The sequence below is a fragment of the Pseudarthrobacter sp. HLT1-7 genome (genome assembly GCF_059383435.1).
This window is the reverse complement of the sequence record NZ_JBWZCH010000010.1, coordinates 81,632-101,119: the sequence shown is the minus strand read 5'-3', so window position 1 is coordinate 101,119 and position 19,488 is coordinate 81,632. Positions and strand designations below refer to the sequence as shown.

Genomic DNA, 19,488 nt, shown 5'->3' with positions numbered 1-19,488 from the left:
TTTACGCAGGTCAGGGGCTCTTTCGAGGTAGGGCTACTCGGACTTGAACCGAGGACCTTAGGATTATGAGTCCCGCGCTCTAACCAGCTGAGCTATAGCCCCATGGACCCGGAACCCGCTCCCGCCCTGCTGGGGCCGGACTGCTTCCGGGGAAAACACTCTAGCAATAGTAGTCGTCCTGGGCCGGACCGGCCGAACAGTGCAGGCCTCCGCCGCAGGACGGCCTGTAACGGCCGAACAGCCCGGTCCGTCAGACCACCATGTCGTCGTAGCTGGCGCCGCGATAGAGCTCCTCAAAGGCCCGGAGGGTGCGTTCGATGCTGTGATTCTCCACCACGCCCCGGCTCGCCTTGCCCATCGCCGCCAGTTCATCCGCCGGAAGCATCAGCACGCGGACCATCTTGGCCGACAGGTCGTCGCTGTCGTTAGGAGTGAAGAGGTAACCGTTCTCGCCGTCGTGCACCAGGTGCGGAAGGGCCATGGCGTCCGCGAGCAGCACCGGGGTGGAGGCGGACATCGCCTCCAGCGTCACCAGCGACTGCAGTTCGGCCGTGCCTGGCATGCAGAACAGGTCCGCCGCGAGGTACGCCGAGCGAAGCTCCGCGTCGCTGACCAGACCCAGGAACTTGACCCGGTCCTGCAGGCCGAGCCTGGCGACCTGGGCCTCGAGGGCCGGGCGCACCTCGCCGCCGCCGACTATTTCGAGACGGACGTCAAGGTCCCGGGGCGTCTTGGCGACGGCGTCGATCAGGACATCGATATGCTTTTCCTCCGCGAGCCGGCCCACGAACAATACGGTGGGGCTCGGGTGGCGCTCCGGCTCCTCGCCGGGCTGGAGCTCATAGGCCGCAGCGTCGATACCGTTGGAGAGCGGGAGGACCTTGCGGAGGAAGGCGTGCTGGTGCATTGCACTGGCCGCCAGCGGCGTGGGTGTGGTGACGACGTCGGCCTGGCCCATGACCTTGCCCATGTCCTTCCAGGAAATGCGGCCCACGATGTCCTTGAACCACTGCGGGAAGGGCAGGAAAGGGTTCAGGTTCTCGGGCATAAAGTGGTTGGTTGCCACGATCCGGATGCCGCGCTTCACGGCCTCGTACAGCACGTGCTCGCCGATCATGTAGTGGCTCTGAATGTGCACCACGTCGGGCTGGATCCGGTCGAACAGCAGGCTGATTTCCTTCTTGATCTCCCAAGGGAAAGTGATTCGGAAGTAGTCGTGGGTGGGCACTGAGTGCGAGCGGATCCGATGGACTGTAGCTTCGTCACCGAACTCGCTGTAGCTCTTGCCCGTGTCCGGCCGGCAGGCCAGGACGTGCACATTGTGTCCGCGCGCGGTCATGCCCCTGGCGAGGCGGTAACCGAACATGGCGGCGCCGTTGACGTGGGGCGGGTACGTGTCCGCGGCAATCAGGATGGTCAGCGGGTGCTGGTTATCGGGCATGGTCACGTGGAAAGCTCCTGGTGTTCATGGTGCGGGCAGCAGGGACATTGGTGGCCCGCCGGCCTTCGGTGCCGGCACGCCCGGGCCCGGCCGTGGCCCGGCCTGCTGCTGAAGTCCGGTGGATGCCCTAGGACACCCGGCCCGAGTCCTTCCGCGCGTCCTTCTTGCGCTTGGTGACCTCGGGATGATGCCTGGACAGGGCGATCACTCCCACGATAGCAAGCGAAGCGGCCGTTCCCATCGCAATCGCCATCACGGCGTGCACGTCGGGCCGCAACTCGCCGAGGATCGTGATCCCGATCGCGATGCCGACCATCGGGTCGATCACAGTCAGTCCGGCGATAACGAGGTCCGGCGGGCCGCCGGAATATGCGCTCTGGACGAACCAGGAGCCGAGGCCGCCCGCGGCCACGATCGCGACGACGGAGTACCACGGGACATTCAGCAGTCCCAGGCCATTCTGGTCCAGCAGGTGCTTGCCGATGATGCGCGTGAGCACGGCGACGAACCCGAACAGGACACCTGCGCCAAGGATATAGATGAAGGCACTCATGCGGTGCTTGAACATCAGGGCCAACGTCCCAAAAAGGCCGACCGCCAGCGCCAGCAGCAGCACGATAGTCAGCTCGTCGGAGGAGCTCACGCGATGGTTCTCCTGGGTCACGTTCACGGCCAGCAGAACGAACAGCGCGGACCCCGTGACGCAGGCGGAAATTGCCACCACCGTGGCGCGGTTGATGCTCAGCCCCTGGTCCTTGGCGTTCACGATCGTGGTAATGACGAGCGCGATCGCCCCGATCGGCTGGACCACTGTGAGGGGAGCCATGACCAGGGCGACGGCGTTCAACGCCATGCCCGCGGTAAGGAGCAGCAGCCCGAAGACCCAGCGGGGGCTCCGGATCAGGCGAAGCAGCCCGTGGCCGCTCAGGGCCAGTCCGCCAGTGTCCGCCTTGACCGCGCTTCCCTGGCGCTGGGCGCCGATGGCCAGGCAAAAGGCGCCAAGAACTGCCAGCAGCAGGGCGAGCCAAACCATCAGCGGGAGCCGCCGTCGTCGGCATTGTTTCTAAGTTCCTTGCCCTTGCGGATGATGGCCCGGAAGTAGTTGTAACCGGCGATCCAGTGCCCCGCCAGGCCGATGCCCAGGAAGATCCAGGCGGCCACGAAGTACACCTCGGTGGCCGGGATTGGCAGTCTGGCGAGCACCAGCAGCGGGGTGCCGACCAGCAGCAGGGCTGTCCTGATCTTGCCGATCCTGCTTACAGGCAGGTCGGGGTGGCCGTGGAAGTAATACAGCGAAAGTGTCAGCAGAATGGCGTCGGGGACGAGGAGCGCGGCCAGGTACCACCATTCGACGACGCCGGCGATTACCAGCGTTACGGCGACCGCGATCAACGACATCCGGTCGGCGATGGGGTCCATGACCCGGCCGAGGTTGGACATCTGGTCGAAGCGGCGGGCAACGTAGCCGTCCACCCAATCGGTGCTGCCCATGATCGCCAGTACGAGGGCGGCGTAGCCGTATTCCTGTGCCCCGAGAACGAGCCAGATAAAAAGTGGAACGCCGAGGAACCGCACAACCGTCAGGAGATTGGGGACGGTGAAAACCGTATCGTGGTGGATCGAAGGCTGCCCGGGCTGGGCACCAGCGCCGATGAACTTCATCGGTTCCCCCTTTCCATGGCTGTCAACGGTGTCGCCTCGGCGTTCAGTGGTCTTCCTAGCCCTTGACGAGTCTGCGCAGCAGGAACACCAGGGCGGCCGTCGATGCGGTCAGCGCGGCCAGCGGCTTCCAGCGCCGCCCGAGCTGTCCGGCGATGCTGAAGGACCGCGGGGCGCCCTCGGTGCCGCTGGCCGACGTCGTCCGTTTCGTCGTCGACGGCTTCCGGGACGATGACCGGAACGCGGTGATCTTGGCACTGAGCTGGTCCTTGCCGTCCCCCAGCTTTGCCTGGGTGGCGGCAAGCAGCGCCTGCGCCTGGGTCTTCACATCGAGTTCCCCGGTGAGGTCATCCCGGACCCCCGCGAGGTGGCTGCGGCGCTGGTCCAGCCGGCGCCGCAGTTCAGCTTCGCCGGGCGGCGGGCCGAAGTCCGGCTCGGCAGCAGCCTTGGCTTCCTTCTCGGCCTTCGCCTTGGCCGCAGCCTCGGCTTTGGCTGCCTTGGCTGCCTTGTATTTCTCGGAGTTGGGATCCAGAACTGAGGGGTCGAAGGCGGAACCCTCCTTCGCGATACCGAGGTCGTACTTGAAGCCGCGGATGGTTTCCTGCGGAACCAGCGGCATGGCCTTCTTGAACTTGCCGACGCCCAGCAGCCCGGTGATCAGGGCGATCAGCAGAAAAACGCCGCAGACCAGCAGTGCCGCCAGCCAGGCCGGCATGATCGTGGCGAGGCCCATGATCGCGGCGACGATGAGCCCGATGACCAAAAAGGAAACGAAGGCCACCGCGACGGCGAGAAAGGCTGCGGCGACGCCGACCTGGATACCCTTGCGCTTGAGCTCGATCTTGGCGAAGGCGATCTCGTCATTGAGCTGCCGGGGAGCGAGTTTGGAGATCAGTTTCAAGGTTCCGGGCAGCGCCGAAATGCGGACTCTACCGCTTTTCCCGCCGCTTGTCCCGCCGCTGTGACGTCCGCTCATCGGTCCCGCCTATCTGGTTACATCTGTGAATCCGCTTCCGCGGGCTTGACGGGTGTGCGCCGCTTCACGCACACCCCGGTGTCAAAACTACCATTCAGGCTCCCGGCCGGGCGCGGCGGCGGGGTGTGGCGCGTCCCCTGCTGCCGGCCGGGGCGCGGCTGCGGGGTGGCCCTAGGATTGAACTCCGTGAGTACACACAGCAATCCCGGCGATTCGCTAAGCCGACGTCGCAAACTCCTCTACATTTTGATGCTGGGTGCCCTGACCGCGTTGGGGCCATTCACGGTTGACCTCTACCTGCCCGCATTCCCGGCCCTGGAAGAGAGCCTCGGGGTCTCAGCGGCCGCCGTGCAGCTCACGCTGACCGGAACGACGGTGGGCTTCGCCCTGGGGCAGCTCGTGGTGGGCCCGCTGAGCGACAAATTCGGCCGGCGGATACCGCTGATCCTGGCCACAGCCGTGCACATCACCGCGTCCTTGGGCGCGGCACTGTCCACGGACATCACCACGCTGGGCCTGTTCCGGGTCCTCATGGGCATCGGCGCCGCGGGCGGCAGCGTGGTGGCCATGGCGATGGTCCGGGACCTGTTCAGCGGCTACGCCATGGTGCGGATGTTCTCCCGGATGGCCCTGGTGAACGGCCTCGCGCCGATCCTCGCCCCCGTGATCGGTTCGCAGCTGCTGCTGTTCATGCCGTGGCCTGGCATCTTCTTCTTCCTGGCCGGCTACGGGTCCTGCGTCATCATCGCTGCCGTGTTCGTGGTCCGCGAAACTTTACCCAGGGAGCTCCGCGGGAAGACTGGGATGACCGCCCGCCAGCGCTATGGGGTTCTGTTCGCGGACCGGATCTTCGTGGGCCTGCTGCTGGTGGGCGGGATGAACTTCGCCGGGCTGTTCAGTTACCTGTCCGCCTCGCCGTTTCTCTTCCAGGGTGTCTACGGCTTCAGCCCCCAGCAGTACGGCCTGCTCTTCGGCGTCAACTCGCTGGGAATCGTCGCCGGTGTCCAGACCAGCTCCCGGCTTATCCGCCGGGTTCCGCCGCAGTGGATCCTGGCCTGCTCGACAGCCTGGATGTTCCTCATGGCCGTGCTGATCGTGATCTTCGACCAGCTGGGCTTCGGCCTGTGGGGCGTGTTGGTGCCGCTCTGGTTCTACATCCTCGGCGCCGGCTTCACTTTTCCCTGTGTCCAGGTGCTGGCGCTGGCCAAACACGGCGCGCAGGCCGGCACCGCGGCCTCCCTGCTCGGCGCGGCCACGTTTATGCTGGCGGGCCTGGTCTCGCCCGTAGTGGGCTGGCTCGGCGTCAGCTCCGCCTCCCCGATGGGCTCAGTCCAGGCCGTCTGCATTTTCCTCGGCGCAGCCGCCCTCTGGCTCGTTGTGAGGCCGCGCACGGTACCGGCGATCGGCTAGAACGATCCCCGGCCGCTCCGCCACCCACTCCCAGCGGGATATGCCCATTCTTGGCGCCCGCAAGTGGGCATATTTGCATTGTGTCCATCCGCCCACCCCGGCGCGGGACATGTCCGACGGCGGGGGCAGCGGCGGCGGGCGGGGTCTGGTGCCCCGTCTTCAGGGCCTGTCTTCAGGGCCTGGCTTCGCGCCCTGTCCTCGGGCACTGTTCCCGATCCGCCGCGGGCGATAAAGTTGCAGTGTGCCCGATTGGCAGGATCCTCCGCCCCTACCGGCCACGTGGCAGCGGTGCGACGCCGGGATTTTGCCTCTGTGGTGGGATCGCCTGTGCAGCCAGACCAGCTCCCAGTCGGCGGCCCTCTTCGCCGGCGGGCTGTTCACGGAGGACCGGCGGCGCCCGATCGCCCAGTGGTACAACCCGGCCTACGACTCCGCCTTGCTGGTTGCCCCGGAGACCTCCCCGGAATGGCCCGTGCAGCGCTTCGGGATCTTTTACGCCCCGCCCGGCGGCGGCTTCACCCAGGTCCATTCGGCGCCGCATGAGTGGCATCCCCGCGTACCAAGGCAGTCCCCCACTGAGCATGAGGCCTTCGAGGCCGCCGTGGCCGAGGCGGAGCGGTTCCTGCAGGTGGAGATGTACTTCGTTTGAGGCGCCCCGCGACGTCCCCACCATTCCCAGGCACAAAAAAGGTCCCGCAGCCGGTTGTTTGCCGGCCGCGGGACCTGTCCGCTCCTCCTGCTGGACTTGAACCAGCAACCCTTCGATTAACAGTCGAATGCTCTGCCAATTGAGCTAAGGAGGAATGAAGCAGGTATGACATTAGCAAAGGATCTGCCGCTTTGGAAATCGGCAGCGCGCCCGGCCCGCAGGAAATCGAAAATACCCCCTCCGGGTATAGAAAAGTCCCCGTCCCGGTGACCCGGAACGGGGACTGCGCGCTCCTCCTGCTGGACTTGAACCAGCAACCCTTCGATTAACAGTCGAATGCTCTGCCAATTGAGCTAAGGAGGAATGAAGCGGATCTAAGCCTAGCAAACACCTCGCCGGGAAGTGAAATTGCCCCCGTACGGGACAACAGCCGGGACAACACAGCCGGGATGCTCAAGCGTCCGAACGAAGCAACCGCCGCTGCATCTCGAGCTGCATGAGCTCGCGGTTGAGCCGCTGGAATTCCTCCGGATCCGACGAGGCATCAAGGCGCTGCAGCTGGCCCATCTTTTCCGCCTTGACCCGGGTGATCTGCAGCTCGAACAGGCGCGCCAGGATGTCCTTGCAGTACCGCAGCACCCCGTCCGCGGTACTGGCCGGCAGCGGGACAACGGAAAGCTCGGACACGAGCGGCCGCAGCGGCTCGGGAACCTCCTGCAGCAACGCCTCCACCCAACGCACCGGATCACCCGTGAAGGCCAGCCCGGTGGCCCGGATAGCCTCGTGGATGGCAAGGTACGCCGGCGTCGAGAAGCGTGCCTCGGAAAAGCGATGCCAGGTCTCGCCTTCCAGCATCGCGGGCTCCTGCAAGGCCACCTCAAGCGCCTGCCGCTCCATGGAGGCCACCGGGTCGCGCGGATCCGGCCGGTTGAAGGACGGCAGAACTGCCGAACGCGGCAGTGGCGCGACACCCGGCGCCGACCGGGCCGGAGCTCCCCCGCCGGCCCCCAAACCGTAGCCGGAACCCTGCCCTTGTCCCCCATGCCCGGGTGCGGAGCCCCCGGACGGCGGCTGGGGGGCACGCTTGGCCGCGGCGCCCACCGCACGGCTGACGTCCTCCACCGGCATGCCCAGCCAGCCGGCCAGTTCGCGGGCGTAGGCGGGGCGGATGCCGACGTCGCGGATCTGGGCTACTACCGGGGCGGCTTCGCGCAGCGCGGCGATCCTGCCCTCGACGGTGTCCAGGTTGTGCCGCTTCAGGGCGGCGCGGATCGCGAACTCGAACAACGGGCGGCGGGTGTCGATCAACTCACGGACGGCCGCGTCACCCTTGGACTGGCGCAGCTCGCAGGGGTCGGCGCCGTTGGGCTCGACGGCCACATAGGTCTGCGCCACGAAGCGCTGGTCCTCTTCGAAGGCGCGCAGCGCAGCCTTCTGGCCGGCGGCGTCGCCGTCGAAGGTGAAGATGACCTCACCTCCGCTGCCGTCGTCGGAAAGCAGTCGGCGGGCAATCTTGATGTGATCGGTGCCAAACGCGGTTCCGCAGGTGGCCACCGCCGTCGTGATCCCGGCCAGGTGGCAGGCCATCACATCGGTGTAACCCTCCACGACGACGAGCTGGCGTTCCCTGGCGATGTTCCGCTTGGCAAGGTCGATCCCGTAGAGGACCTGCGACTTCTTGTAGAGCGCGGTTTCGGGGGTGTTGAGGTATTTGGGGCCTTGGTCGTCCTCGTAGAGTTTGCGGGCGCCGAAGCCGATGGTGTCCCCTGCGATATCCCGGATCGGCCAGATCAGCCGGCCCCGGAAACGGTCGTAGATCCCCCGTCCGCCCTCAGAAAACATGCCGGTGAGCTTGAGCTCGGGGTCGGTATAGCCGCGTCCCCGGAGGTGCTTGAGCAGCGAGTCCCAGCCCTGCGGGGCATAGCCGACGCCAAACTGCTCGGCCGCGGTGCGGTCGAAGCCGCGCTCGTGCAGGAAGTTGCGGCCCTCGGTGGCACCGGGGGTCAGGAGCTGGGCGCGGAAGAATTCGTCGGCGACCTTGTGCGCGTCGAGCAGGCGCTGCCGGCGGCCGATGTCCTCGCGGTTGGGGCCGGAGCCGCCATCCTCGTAGCGGAGCTCGAAGCCGATCCGGGCGGCCAGTTTCTCCACGGCTTCCTGGAACGAGGTGTGGTCCAGTTTCTGCACGAAAGAGATGACGTCGCCGTCCTCGCCGCAGCCGAAGCAGTGGTATCTGCCCACCTGGGGACGGACGGTGAACGAGGGCGAACGCTCGTCATGGAAGGGGCACAGGCCTTTGAAGGAGCCCAGCCCCGCGCCCTTGAGCGTCACATAGCCGTCGACGACTTCCTTGATGTCCGTGCGCTGGCGTACTTCGTCGATATCTTCGCGTTTGATCAGGCCGGCCACAGTGCCATCCTAGTACCCGGGTACGACGCCGAAGGGCTGGTTATGGTGCCAGTCACCACAGCGACGGCAGACTGCCAACGAGCCGCTCATGCATTGCCAGCGCGGAGCCGTCGGTCAGCGAAGCGACCTGGTCAATCACAACGCGCAGCCGCGCGCCGTCGTCCTGCGCGTCGCGCCAGTCGGCGGCGAACATCGGCTCCAGGTTCCGGTCGCCGGTGGCGCTCAGCGCGGTAACGAGGGCATGGAGGACTTCGCGCTGGCGTTCGTAGATGGGCTGCCGGTGCTCGGTAGTCATGACGAACGTGGTGGCAAGGCCTTTCATCACGGCGATTTCCATCACAGTCTCCTCCGGGACGATCAGCTCGGCGCTATAGCGCGTGAGGTTCTCCGGACCGTAGACGGCGCGGGTGGCTTCCAGCGCGCGCTGGCAGAACCGGCCGATGAGCTGGCTGGTCATATCCTTGAGCGCGGCCATGGACTTGCGGCTGCCGTCGGCCTCGCGGACCCAGACGCTCGTGGCTTCGAGCCGGGCCAGCGCCGCGTCGATCGCGGCGGGATCGTTGTGCGGCAGATACCACTGCCTGGCGTAGCCCACGACCCGGGCACGGTGGTCCGGGTTGTCCATCCAGCGCAGCTGGAAGTGTCCCGCCACAATCGCGTCCTCGACGTCGTGCACGGAGTAGGAGATGTCGTCGGCAAGGTCCATGACCTGGGCTTCGAGGCAGGAGCGCCGCTCGGGTGCCTCCTCGCGGATCCAGTCGAAGATGGGAAGGTCGTCCTCGTAGGCGCCGAACTTACTGGTCCGCTGGCCGTGGATGATGGGGGCGTTCTCCGCCGACCACGGGTACTTGGCGGCTGCGTCGAGACTGGCGCGGGTCAGGTTCAGCCCGGCGGGGCGGCCGTCCGGGGTGAGGACCTTGGGCTCCAGCCTGGTCAGCAGGCGCAGGGTCTGGGCATTGCCCTCGAAGCCGCCGATGGCGTGCGCAACCTCGTTCAGGGCCGACTCGCCGTTGTGCCCGAAGGGCGGGTGGCCGAGATCGTGGCTCAGGCAGGCCGTGTCCACGACGTCGGGGTCGCACCCCAGGGCGCGGCCCAGTTCCCGGCCCACCTGTGCCACCTCGAGGCTGTGGGTCAGGCGCGTGCGGACAAAGTCATCGGTGTCCGGTGCCACGACCTGCGTCTTGGCGCCGAGCCGGCGAAGCGCAGAGGAGTGCAGCACCCGGGCGCGGTCGCGTTCGAAGTCCGAGCGGTAGGTGGTCTTGGGCGGTTCCTCCACCCAGCGGGCGAAGTCGCGGGCGTCGTAGCCGTCCAGGACGGGGGCGGTTGTCCTGGTTTCAGCCACCGGACACGTCCAGTTCCGCGAAGGAGATGTCCCGCGACTGTGCGGCGTCCATACTGCGGTCCAGCAGCCAGTCCTTGGGCAGCGCGGGCTTCTTGGGCGAGCCTGCGCGGCCGCGTGGGCCTTCGGCATCGACTCCGGGGTACGGCGAATCAAGGTCCAGCTGGTCCAGCGTCCCGCGGAGCACCTCGAGGCTGGTCACCATCGCCAGCCTGGTCCGCAGTTCGCTGCCAACCACATAGCCCTTGAAGTACCAGGCCATGTGCTTGCGGATTTCGCGGAGCGCCTTGCCCTCGTCGCCGAAGGTTTCCACCATTAGTTCGGCGTGGCGGTAGACGCTTTCGGCCACCTGGCGCAGGTCCGGCTTGTGGCGTTTGCTGCTGCCTTCGAAGGCAGCCATCAGGTCGCCGAACAGCCACGGCCGTCCCTGGCAGCCGCGGCCCACGACGACGCCGTCGACGCCGGTTTCGCGGACCATGCGGATCGCGTCCTCGGCGGACCAGATGTCACCGTTGCCAAGCACCGGAATGTCAGGAAGCGCCTCGCGCAGCCGGGCAATCGCGGACCAGTCGGCCTGGCCGGAGTAGAACTGCGCAGCGGTGCGGCCGTGGAGCGCGACGGCGGCCACGCCGGAATCGCGGGCGATCCGGCCGGCGTCGAGGTACGTCAGGTGGTCCTCGTCGATGCCCTTGCGCATCTTAATGGTGAGCGGGACGTTGCCCCTGGCGGCTTCTTTCACCGCCGTCTGGACGATCGAGGTGAAGAGGTCGATCTTCCATGGCAAGGCCGAGCCGCCGCCGCGCCGGGTCACCTTGGGCACGGGGCAGCCGAAGTTGAGGTCGATGTGGTCCGCGCGGTCTTCCTCGACCAGCATTCGGACGGCCTGGCCGACGGTCACGGGGTCCACGCCGTAGAGCTGGACGGAGCGGACTTTCTCGTCGTCGTCGTGTGAAATGATGCGCAGCGATTCCGGCGTGCGCTCCACAAGGGCGCGCGAGGTGACCATCTCGGCGACGTAGAGGCCACCGCCGTATTCACGGCATAGCCGGCGGAAGGCGGAGTTGGTGATGCCAGCCATGGGAGCCAGAATCACGGGGGTGTCCACCGTGATGGGGCCGAGCTTCAGGGGCGGGAGTTCCAGCGTCGGGGCGGGAGGCGTTGCTACAACAGTCACCCCTACATTGTCTCAAAGCCGGGCAAATCGGCCTGCTCCGGGCCGCGCTATGTGGATAACGGGCGTCATCTGGGTAAGGCACTGCGGCGGCCGCGGCGGTCGGCTGGCGCCGCATCGTCACCGCCGGCACGGCCCGCACGGGCGCCGCCGTCGTACGCGCCGTCACCGCCGTCGTCGTCGTCCGCGGTGGACGCGGCAAGTTGCCGGCCGCCGGGCACAAGGCCGCTGGACTCAGGACCGCCGGGCACAACGTCACCGGCGTTCTTGAGCCCGGCGCCCCTGAGTCCGGTGGCCTTCACCACGAGCACCGCGATCAGTGTGGTGACCGGAATCGCCAGGACCAGCCCGACTGAACCGACAAGGGTGCGGATGACTTCCTCGGAAAGCTCGGCGCTCGTGAGTGCATCGCCGATTGGCCGCTCGTAGAGCATCACGATGATCAGGATGGGCAGCGCCGCCCCGGCGTAGGCGAAGGCGATGGTGTAGACGGTGGAGGCGATGTGGTCCCGGCCGATCCTCATGGCTGAGGTGAACAGCTGGCGCGCGGACGTTTCCGGGGCGAGTTCCCACAGCTCCCAGACGGCCGAGGACTGCGTGATGGTGACGTCGTTCAGGACGCCCAGGCCGGAAATAATCAGCCCGCACAGGATGATGCCGGAGATGGAGATGTTGTCCGAGATGTTGGCGAGGGTGGCGGAATCGTGGCTGCCGACGCCGGCGAGGTTGGCGGCGTCGGTGGCCCAGGCCGCCAGCAGCGCGGTGATGCCGAGGCCGAACATCGTGCCGAGCAGGGCGGTGGAGGTCCGGGCGGAGAAGCCATGGGCGAAGTAGAGCACCCCGATCATGATCACCGTGGACCCCACGAGCGCCAGCAGCAGCGGCGGCTTGCCCTCCACCAGCCCCGGCAACATAAAGGTGACAAGCACGGCGTAGGCCCCGAGGAGCCCAATCAGGGCGCGCAGCCCGCGCCAGCGCGCCACCGCGATCACGACGACGGCGTACAGCACCGCCAGGAAGATGATCGGCAGGGTCCGGACAAAGTCGACGAACACATAGGCGGGAGAGCCTTGGGCCTCCGAGGCGCCCGGCGCTTTGGACAGGTTGAGGTAGCGGATGAGGTCGCCCACCTTGACCCCGTGGGATTTGGCGACGTCGGGGTTGATGACCACCTTGACGGGATTGCCGCCCTTGTCCGGCTCGGTGAAGGCGAAAGTGCACTCGGAGCCCTGCGGCGCGGCCTGGCCGGCCGCGTCGCCGCCAGCACCGCCGGTCCGGGCGCCCTCCATGCAGCTGCCGGTGACGACGCGCTGGATCTTTCCGGTATCGAAGGTGACGCCGGGCGCCGCCGCGTAGGGGCTCGCCAGCTTGATGCTTTCCTTGCTGCCCGAAGGCCACATCATTGCCATCGCCGCGAGCGTCAGCAGGGTCAGCGGGATCAGGATGGCAGCCAGGATCCAGTTGGCCCTGGCCCGTGCGGCGAGCGCCTGGGGCGTCGGCGCCGCGTGGTCGGTGGGGGCATGGGAATGTCCGGCACCCATCAGCAGTTCAACCTCATGCCGGAAACCTTACGGCGTTTCCGGCGCCGCTCCGGACGGATGACGCCGCAGGTGCCGGGGACACCCGGTCCATCTGCCCGCGGGCCCTGCGCCCGGGTTGCGATCCAATCCCCCGGTGGCCCGGCTCCGAATATGCTGTGGGAATGACCTGAGGAACTGCGCGCCGGGAACGCCGCCGGGCGACTTATGGTTGTTATTTGAGGGACGAACTATCTGGAGGACACCGGCGTGGCCATACAAATACTGGACGACCGCGATCAGGAGCCAGCAGCTCCGGCCGCCAAGGCCGTGCTGAGCATTGCCGAGGCTGCCGGGGAACCCCGGGGCGTCGCCCTGGTGCTGCACGGCGGACGATCGGAAAGCTACGAGTCGGTCAGCCCCCGGCACCTGAGCCCGGCCCGGATGCTGCCGTTCGCCTCGGCGCTCCGCTCGCGGGGCGGACCGCACGGGCTGGCCGTCTGGACCCTCCGGAACCGCTACCGGGGCTGGAACGGGAAGGACATGTCCCCCGTTCAGGACGCCCGCTGGGCCCTTTCCCACATCCGCCGCGTGCACCCGGGAGTGCCCGTTTATCTGCTGGGCCACTCGATGGGTGGGCTGACCGCGCTCTGCGTAGCCGATGATCCGCAGGTGGAAGCCGTGGTGGCGCTGGCACCGTGGCTGAACCATGCGACGCCGGTTGAACCCGTTGCCGGCCGCAGGATCCTGATCGTTCACGGCACCGACGACCGCTGGACCAGCCCCGCCAACTCGCTGGCCTACGCCCGGCGGGCAGACGGCGTCGCGGAATCCGTGGACTATGTGTCCCTCAAGGGCGCCGGGCACTTCATGGTCCGCCGGGTGGGTCTCTGGAACTCCCTCGCCAACGGCTTCATCCTGGATGCCTTCGCCGGCCGCGCGGGCAGGGAACTGCCGGACAGCACGGACGCGTTCCGCACCCTCCTCCCCGCCCCCGGCGGCCGCCTCCCGGTGGTGCTCTGATGCCCGGATCCGCGCTCAGTGTCTTCCCGTTGGAGGCTTTCCTCGCCAGCCTCCCCTGGGTGGCCGCAGGCCTCCTGGCGCTGCTGGCGCTGACCTTCGCCATCGCCGTCCGGCAGAGCCGGCATTCGGTCATCGACACCGTCTGGGGCCTCGGCTTCGTCGTCGTCGCCGCCATCTCGTGGCTGCTGTCCGCCGGCCACGGCGACGGCGGCCGACGCCTCCTGCTCCTGGCGCTCGTGGCGGTCTGGGGCATCCGGCTGGCCGTCCATATCGGCCTTCGCGCCCGCGGCGGCCGCGAGGACCCCCGGTACGTGGACATGCTCTCCTCGGCCCCCGGCTCCCGCAACGTCTATGCGCTGCGCCGCGTGTACCTTCCCCAAGCCGTGGTGCTCTTCTTCGTCTCGCTCACCGTGCAGGTGGGCATGTTCAGTACCGGGGGCCTCGGCTGGCTGGCGCTGGCGGGCGTCCTGCTCTGGATCCTGGGCTTCGCCTTCGAAACCGTGGGCGACTGGCAGCTGGCTCGGTTCAAGGACGATCCGTCCAGGCGCGGCACGGTCCTGGACACCGGCCTGTGGCGCTACACCCGGCACCCGAACTACTTCGGTGACGCGGCCGTCTGGGCCGGGCTCTTCCTCGTCGCCGCCGACTCCTGGCCCGGTGTGCTGACCATCCTCTCCCCCGCGCTGATGATCTGGACGCTGGCCGGCAAGACCGGCAAGCCGCTGACCGAGAAGGCAATGTCCGCCCGTCCCGGCTACAAGGAATACGTCGAGTCCACCTCCGGCTTCCTGCCGTGGCCGCCCCGCAAACCCCGCAACACCGGTAAGTCCCGGCCCAGCGGGCCCCGGACCAGCGGGCACTGATGGCCTGGCGGCCCAAGCCCAACGACCGCTTCTACCGTGTCATCGTCCGCACCGGCCTGGCGCTGCGGTGGCTGTTCCGGATCCGTATCATCGTCACGGGGCGGGAGCACCTCCCGGCGCCGGAGTCGCCCGCCGGTTCCACCGGGCGCACCTCCCGGCGGGTCACGCCGGGCCGTGGCGCCGTCGTCGCGATCACCCACTTCGGGTACCTCGACTTCGCCTTCGCCGAACTGCTGCTGTGGTGGAACAGCAAGGCCCAGCTGCGCTTCCTGATCACCCAGGGAGCTGCCGACCATTGGTTCGCGGGCCCCGCCATCAGCGCCGCCGGGCACGTCGTCGTCGGATATGACACCGGCTCCCACGCCTACGACGCCGCCGTGCGGAAACTCCGCGACGGCGAGTACGTCGCCGTCCTGCCCGAGGGCGGCGTCAGCCGCAGCTTTAAAGTGCGCGGGTGCAAAACCGGCGCCGTACGGATGGCCGCCGAGGCCGGCGTGCCGATCATCCCCGTCTCGGTCTGGGGATCCCACCGTCTGATGACGCGCCAACAGTCGACCCGCCGCGGCGGCTTCTCCCCCCGCATGGCGTGGCGCGCGCCGGTCCGGGTCCATGTCGGCGAGCCGCTGACCGTGGCCCCCTCGGACGACGTCCAGGCAGCCACCGCCCGGCTGCGCGGGGTCCTGCAGGCCGGGATCGACGCCGGCATCGCGGACTTCCCGCTGACAGCGGCCCCCGGCGCCTGGTGGATGCCGGCGGACCTTGGCGGTGGAGCTCCCAGCGAGCACGAACGGCAACGGCTTGATGAAGCCGAGGGCCCGCGGCGCGCAGGCGGCCGCCGCCGATAGGCCGGATTCCCGCCACTGGCCCACTAAACTCCATGGGGTACAAAATCCCACTCAATGGAGAGGTAGTCCTCTGTGGCAAACACAGCCCTGACGACCAGCGGAATCGAAGAACGCGGTCTCGCCCGGATAGCCCAACGGATGGCGGCGTGGACGGAGAAGTGGTTCCCGGATGCCTACATTTTCGCCCTGGCCGGCGTCGTCATCATCGCCGTAGCCGCCCTCGCGATCGGCGCCTCGCCCCAGTCGGTGGCTGATTCGTTCGGCAACGGCTTCTGGGACCTGACCGCCTTTACCCTGCAGATGGCCATGGTGGTCCTCACCGGCTATGTCGTGGCCACCTCCCCGCCCGTGGCCAGGCTCATCAACCGCCTCGCCCTGATCCCGGCCACCGCCCGCACCGCGGTGAGCTTCGTGGCGCTGATGTCGATGTCCGTGTCCTTCCTCAACTGGGGCCTCAGCCTCATCTTCGGCGGCCTGCTGGCGCGTGCCATCGCCCGCCGCAAGGATCTGACCGTGGACTACCGGGCGCTCGGCGCGGCCGCGTTCATGGGCCTCGGCGCCGTCTGGGCGCTGGGGCTCTCCTCCTCCGCCGCCCAGCTGCAGGCCACCGCGGCATCGCTGCCGCCGGCCCTGCTGAAGATCACCGGCATCCTGGACTTCGGCACCACCATCTTCACCTGGCAGTCGCTGCTCACCCTGGTCATCCTGATGGCCCTCACCACCGTGATCGCGCACTTCTCGGCGCCTCAGGGCGGCGCGATCCGCACCGCCGAGGTTCTCGGCGTCGACCTCGATGACGAACCGAGCGAGCCGGAGCCGCGCTCCCGCCCGGGCGAATGGCTCGAATACAGCATGATCCTGCCCATCCTGGCCGGTATCCTGACGCTCGGCTGGCTCGCCTCGCAGTTCCTCACCAAGCCGTTCCTGTCGGTGGTCAGCAGCCTCAACGGCTATCTGCTGGTCTTCCTGATCCTGGGCCTGGTGCTGCACGGCACGCCGCGGAACTTCCTGCAGGCCGTCACCAAGGCCGTCCCGGCCACGGCCGGCATCCTGGTCCAGTTCCCGCTTTACGCCGCGATGGCCGCGATCCTGACCAGGGCCACCGGCAACGGCGGGATGACCATCTCCGCCCACTTGGCCGAATTCTTCACGGACATCGGCAGCGGCGGCGGGTTCGCCGTCGTCATTGCGCTGTACACAGCGCTGCTGGGCCTGCTGGTCCCCTCGGGCGGCGGCAAATGGCTCGTGGAGGCGCCCTACGTGATGCAGTCCGCCACCGATGTGCAGATGAACCTCGGCTGGACCGTGCAGATCTACAACATCGCCGAGGCCCTGCCGAACCTGATCAACCCGTTCTTTATGCTGCCGCTGCTCGCGGTGCTGAAGTTGCGGGCCCGGGACCTGGTGGGCTTCACCTTCCTGCAGTTTGTGTTCCACCTGCCGGTGGTGCTGCTGCTGGTCTGGCTGCTGGGGATGACCTTCGACTTCGTCCCGCCCGTGATGCCACCGGGTAAATAGCCGTACATGCAAACTGACCCGCAGCTGTGGCCGATATGACGCTCCATAACGGCCACAGCTGCGGGTCAGTTGGGTTAAGTCCTAGTCCGGGTCGGAAACGACCTGGGTCTCGGCACCCTGTTCGCGGGCGTTGCCGCTGTCCAGCAGGGGCTCGACGACGGCACAAAGCGCCGTCATCGAATCGTCCAGTTCCAGCAGCACGGGGTGCTGGAACGCGATGAGCGCCAGCAGGTCACGGACGGCGGCCTTGGCCTGCTCCGGGAGAAGCTGTGGCTCGTGGCCCACGAAAACGTCGGTGGGCTGGCCGGATGTGGCACCCTCGCCGCCCTCGGTGTTCTCCCCGCCGGGGACTAAGGCCGCGTAGCTGACCGCGAAGGCCTCGAGCCGGCCCTTTTTGCTTGCCGGCACGCCCGCGCCGAAGGCACTGGCCCTCGGTGCGCGGAGCACAATCGCGCCGTGGGCTCCGCTGAGCTCGGCCAGGAACAGCCGCTGCACGGTGGCGATGCTGAGGTCCCCGGGGCTGTCCCAGCCGTGCACCGACGTGTAGTAGCGGCCCACGACGTCGCTCAGCTCCACGGAACCGGTGGCCAGGTCTTCGATCTGTTCGGCGGCGGCGGCTTCGGAGCCGTCACCGAAGACCGGCAGCTTGAGCGCTCCGGGGTCGACGACGACGAGCCGGGACCGCTGGATCGCGGCCAGGCCCGCCGCCGCGGCGAAGGCCGCGCCCGGGGTGCCCGGTTCCACCTTGGTCCGGAGCCTGGTGACGCCCGACGGCGACTGTGCGGCCTCGTGCCGGAGCATGGTCAGCAGGGTGGACCCGACGCCGGTGCGGCGGTGGTGCCGATCCACCTCGATGTAGGCCCAGAGCCGTTCCGGGTGCAGGGACGCCTCGTGGACCACGCCCGCCGCGACAGGGACGGCCACGCCGTCGACAACGTCCTCGGCCACGATGCAGCGGCGCCACGGCGAGTTGCCGGAGGGTGCCAGGGTGCCGCGGAACTGCCCGGCCTGGACCGTTTCCGGGCCGCCCCACATTTCCAGCAGGGCAAGGTCGTCGCCGTCGCGCCATTCACGGTATTCGATCGCCATCGTCAGGCGCCGATCAGGCGGGCGGCCAGGTAGCCCTCCACCTTGTCCAGGGAGACGCGTTCCTGGCTCATGGTGTCGCGTTCGCGGATTGTGACGGCCTGATCCTCCAGTGTCTCGAAGTCCACGGTGATGCAGAACGGGGTGCCGATCTCGTCCTGGCGGCGGTAACGGCGGCCGATGGCGCCGGCGTCGTCGAACTCGATGTTCCAGCTCCTGCGCAGCTGCGCGGCGAGGTCTTTGGCCTTCGGCGAGAGGTCCTCGTTGCGGCTCAGCGGCAGCACGGCCGCCTTGACCGGGGCCAGCCGCGGATCGAGCTTGAGCACGGTGCGGATGTCCACGCCGCCCTTGGCGTTGGGTGCCTCATCCTCGGTGTACGCATCGATCATAAACGCCATGAAGGAGCGGGTCAGGCCTGCGGCGGGTTCGATCACGTACGGGGTGTAGCGCTCGTTGGTGGCCTGGTTGAAGTAGCTCAGGTCCTGGCCGGAGGCCTTGGCATGGGTGGAGAGGTCGAAGTCGGTGCGGTTGGCCACGCCCTCGAGCTCCCCCCACTCGGAGCCCTGGAAACCGAAGCGGTATTCGATGTCCGTGGTGCCCTTGGAGTAGTGGCTCAGCTTTTCCAGCGGGTGCTCGAAGAAGCGCAGGTTGTCTTCCTTGATGCCGAGGCCCGTGTACCAGGACATCCGTTCCTTCATCCAGTACTGGTGCCACTGCTCATCCGTGCCGGGCTCGACGAAGAATTCCATTTCCATCTGCTCGAACTCGCGGGTGCGGAAGATGAAGTTGCCCGGCGTGATCTCGTTGCGGAAGGACTTGCCGATCTGGCCGATGCCGAACGGGGGCTTCTTGCGGGAGGTGGTCAGGACGTTGCTGAAGTTGACGAAGATGCCCTGCGCGGTTTCGGGGCGCAGGTAGTGCAGGCCCTCTTCGCTGGCCACCGGGCCCAGGTAGGTCTTGAGCAGGCCGGAGAATTCCTGCGGTTCGGTCCACTGGCCGCGGGTTCCGCAGTTGGCGCAGGCAATGTCCTTGAGGCCATTCTCGGCCGGGCGGCCCTTCTTTTCCTCGAACTCTTCCAGGAGGTGGTCCGCGCGGTAGCGCTTGTGGCAGGAGAGGCACTCCACCAGGGGGTCGGAGAAGACATCCACGTGGCCGGACGCCTCCCAGACCTGGCGGGGCAGGATGACGGAGGAGTCGAGGCCGACGACGTCGTCACGGCCGCGCACCACGGACTGCCACCACTGGCGCTTGATGTTTTCCTTGAGCTCCGCGCCAAGGGGCCCGTAGTCCCAGGCGGAGCGGGAGCCACCATAGATTTCACCGGCCTGGAATACGAAACCCCTGCGCTTGGCGAGGGAAATGATCTGGTCGAGGACGGATTTTGCTGCCATGGGAACTCCACTTTCTACAGGGCCGCTGGGTGCGGTCCGCGGTCTCAGCCCCGGAACCCCCGGCTGGTTGCCGGACGGGGCACTAAAAACGCAAAACAAACAAAGCTATGGGTACACATTGCGGTGGGTAAATGTCGCTGCGGCCAAATGCCGCGGTGCAGGAAGCTGCGGTTCCTAGCCTACCGGGCTGCCGC

16 protein-coding genes and 3 tRNA genes are annotated in these 19,488 nt (G+C 67.5%); 6 read left to right on the top strand and 13 right to left on the bottom strand.

The window, feature by feature from the left end; all coding sequences use genetic code 11:
* Window positions 1–28 precede the first annotated feature (28 nt).
* From AC50X6_RS11540 to AC50X6_RS11520, 5 genes are all read right to left on the bottom strand, one after another.
* Window positions 29–102 (bottom strand) — tRNA-Ile (locus AC50X6_RS11540).
* 148 nt (window positions 103–250) lie between these two features.
* On the bottom strand, window positions 251–1,447 hold the full coding sequence (locus AC50X6_RS11535; protein ID WP_494966347.1) for a glycosyltransferase: 1,197 nt from the start codon (window positions 1,445–1,447) through the stop codon (window positions 251–253).
* Between the two features lie 121 nt (window positions 1,448–1,568).
* Window positions 1,569–2,474 carry a DMT family transporter gene (locus AC50X6_RS11530; protein ID WP_494966346.1) on the bottom strand — a complete coding sequence of 302 codons (906 nt, stop codon included), beginning with the start codon at window positions 2,472–2,474 and terminating at the stop codon, window positions 1,569–1,571.
* On the bottom strand, window positions 2,474–3,103 hold the full coding sequence (locus tag AC50X6_RS11525) for a CDP-alcohol phosphatidyltransferase family protein (RefSeq protein WP_494966345.1): 630 nt from the start codon (window positions 3,101–3,103) through the stop codon (window positions 2,474–2,476). Before AC50X6_RS11525 ends, AC50X6_RS11530 begins: the two co-directional genes overlap by 1 nt.
* A gap of 55 nt (window positions 3,104–3,158) precedes the next feature.
* Complete coding sequence (locus AC50X6_RS11520; protein WP_494966344.1) at window positions 3,159–4,076, bottom strand: phage holin family protein; 918 nt, start codon at window positions 4,074–4,076, stop codon at window positions 3,159–3,161.
* Window positions 4,077–4,262: 186 nt separating this feature from the next.
* On the opposite strand from AC50X6_RS11520, the gene AC50X6_RS11515 reads away from it, so the two are divergent.
* Window positions 4,263–5,486 (top strand): multidrug effflux MFS transporter, encoded by a 1,224-nt coding sequence (locus AC50X6_RS11515; RefSeq protein ID WP_494966343.1) that lies wholly within the window; start codon window positions 4,263–4,265, stop codon window positions 5,484–5,486.
* A 241-nt stretch (window positions 5,487–5,727) separates the two neighbouring features.
* On the top strand, window positions 5,728–6,135 hold the full coding sequence (locus tag AC50X6_RS11510; RefSeq protein WP_494966342.1) for a hypothetical protein: 408 nt from the start codon (window positions 5,728–5,730) through the stop codon (window positions 6,133–6,135).
* 81 nt (window positions 6,136–6,216) lie between these two features.
* Here AC50X6_RS11510 and AC50X6_RS11505 read toward each other — a convergent pair.
* The 6 genes from AC50X6_RS11505 to AC50X6_RS11480 form a co-directional block, all read right to left on the bottom strand.
* Window positions 6,217–6,289: transfer RNA gene (locus AC50X6_RS11505), tRNA-Asn, on the bottom strand.
* A 136-nt stretch (window positions 6,290–6,425) separates the two neighbouring features.
* Window positions 6,426–6,498: transfer RNA gene (locus AC50X6_RS11500), tRNA-Asn, on the bottom strand.
* A 90-nt stretch (window positions 6,499–6,588) separates the two neighbouring features.
* Window positions 6,589–8,541: a DNA primase gene (dnaG, locus tag AC50X6_RS11495; RefSeq protein ID WP_494966341.1), complete on the bottom strand. Its 1,953-nt coding sequence runs from the start codon at window positions 8,539–8,541 to the stop codon at window positions 6,589–6,591.
* A 52-nt stretch (window positions 8,542–8,593) separates the two neighbouring features.
* Entirely contained in the window at window positions 8,594–9,883 is a 1,290-nt protein-coding gene (locus AC50X6_RS11490; protein WP_494966340.1) for a deoxyguanosinetriphosphate triphosphohydrolase, read from the bottom strand.
* Window positions 9,876–11,054, bottom strand: coding sequence for a tRNA dihydrouridine synthase DusB (dusB, locus tag AC50X6_RS11485; RefSeq protein WP_494966339.1), 1,179 nt, complete (start codon window positions 11,052–11,054; stop codon window positions 9,876–9,878). Before dusB ends, AC50X6_RS11490 begins: the two co-directional genes overlap by 8 nt.
* A gap of 65 nt (window positions 11,055–11,119) precedes the next feature.
* Window positions 11,120–12,592 carry a YibE/F family protein gene (locus AC50X6_RS11480; protein ID WP_494966338.1) on the bottom strand — a complete coding sequence of 491 codons (1,473 nt, stop codon included), beginning with the start codon at window positions 12,590–12,592 and terminating at the stop codon, window positions 11,120–11,122.
* 246 nt (window positions 12,593–12,838) lie between these two features.
* Here AC50X6_RS11480 and AC50X6_RS11475 point away from each other — a divergent pair, with 246 nt between their 5' ends.
* From AC50X6_RS11475 to AC50X6_RS11460, 4 genes are all read left to right on the top strand, one after another.
* Entirely contained in the window at window positions 12,839–13,591 is a 753-nt protein-coding gene (locus tag AC50X6_RS11475; RefSeq protein ID WP_494966337.1) for an alpha/beta hydrolase, read from the top strand.
* A complete protein-coding gene (locus AC50X6_RS11470; protein WP_494966336.1) occupies window positions 13,591–14,454 on the top strand; it encodes a DUF1295 domain-containing protein in 864 nt (287 codons plus the stop codon). Before AC50X6_RS11475 ends, AC50X6_RS11470 begins: the two co-directional genes overlap by 1 nt.
* The gene (locus AC50X6_RS11465) at window positions 14,454–15,299 is read left to right on the top strand and encodes a lysophospholipid acyltransferase family protein (RefSeq protein ID WP_494966335.1); all 846 of its coding nucleotides are present in this window, start codon (window positions 14,454–14,456) and stop codon (window positions 15,297–15,299) included. Before AC50X6_RS11470 ends, AC50X6_RS11465 begins: the two co-directional genes overlap by 1 nt.
* A 72-nt stretch (window positions 15,300–15,371) precedes the next feature.
* Window positions 15,372–16,817: a short-chain fatty acid transporter gene (locus AC50X6_RS11460; protein WP_494966334.1), complete on the top strand. Its 1,446-nt coding sequence runs from the start codon at window positions 15,372–15,374 to the stop codon at window positions 16,815–16,817.
* A gap of 81 nt (window positions 16,818–16,898) precedes the next feature.
* On the opposite strand, the gene AC50X6_RS11455 is transcribed toward AC50X6_RS11460, so the two are convergent.
* Together AC50X6_RS11455 and AC50X6_RS11450 are read right to left on the bottom strand one after the other, a co-directional pair.
* Complete coding sequence (locus tag AC50X6_RS11455) at window positions 16,899–17,906, bottom strand: GNAT family N-acetyltransferase (protein ID WP_494966333.1); 1,008 nt, start codon at window positions 17,904–17,906, stop codon at window positions 16,899–16,901.
* Between the two features lie 2 nt (window positions 17,907–17,908).
* Window positions 17,909–19,294: a glycine--tRNA ligase gene (locus tag AC50X6_RS11450; RefSeq protein WP_494966332.1), complete on the bottom strand. Its 1,386-nt coding sequence runs from the start codon at window positions 19,292–19,294 to the stop codon at window positions 17,909–17,911.
* Window positions 19,295–19,488 lie beyond the last annotated feature (194 nt).